This is a genomic window from Halorubrum sp. Ea8 (genome assembly GCF_002252925.1).
In the GTDB taxonomy this organism is placed as follows: Archaea; Halobacteriota; Halobacteria; order Halobacteriales; family Haloferacaceae; genus Halorubrum.
The window spans coordinates 3,201-3,898 of record NZ_NHPF01000023.1; the positions used below are offsets into that span (position 1 = coordinate 3,201).

Here is a 698-nt window from a genome sequence, read left to right on the forward strand (position 1 = left end):
TGGGAAACGGTTCGTGCAGACGGGGACGTTTCGGGTGGAACCGACGTGTTTTCGACGGATTCCGGCGACCGTTCGACAGCGGGTTTATACGGATCCGTCCGATAGCCGTGGTATGCGGATTCGTGACGCACTCGAATCAGACGCCGAGGCGCTGGCATCGGTCACCGGTCGGCCGCGGGAAGTCGCGAGAAATATGATCCACGACCGGTCGGTTCGGGTCGCGGTTGAGGGCGGCGATCAGAGTAGCGACAGCAATAGAGATGAGAGCGGCACCGCCGATAGCGACGAGAACGGCGCCGGCGATGACGACGAGAGCGACGACGGCGACGACGGGGAGTCGGTGCTCGGCTTCGTCGCGTTCGACGTTCGCGGCGACACCGTCCACGTGACCGACTTCGACGGGAACGGGTCGACGGTCGAACGGCTGTTCGAGGAGCCGCGGCGGTTCGCGCGACGAGAGGAGATGGGCGTCGAAGTCGTCGTCCCGAACGACGAGGCGACGAGCGAGGTCATCGAGGCCTCGGGGTTCGCGGCCGCGGGGAGAGGCCCGCGGTTCGAGGGGCGACGGACCACCCGATACCGGATCGAGTTCGAGGAGTTGAACGGTCGGAACGACGACTGAATCGAAAAGGGGTCCTGCTCCGGTACCGACGGGTGTGTCGTCGAACCGGACTGACAACGGACTGGTGACGGACGGA

At 65.3% G+C, this 698-nt stretch carries 1 protein-coding gene; it reads left to right on the top strand.

Features of this window, described 5'->3' with window-relative positions; all coding sequences use genetic code 11:
• Positions 1 to 112: 112 nt before the first annotated feature.
• Positions 113 to 622, top strand: a complete 510-nt coding sequence (locus DJ74_RS01375; protein ID WP_094524762.1) for a hypothetical protein — start codon at positions 113 to 115, stop codon at positions 620 to 622.
• The last annotated feature ends 76 nt before the right edge of the window (positions 623 to 698 follow it).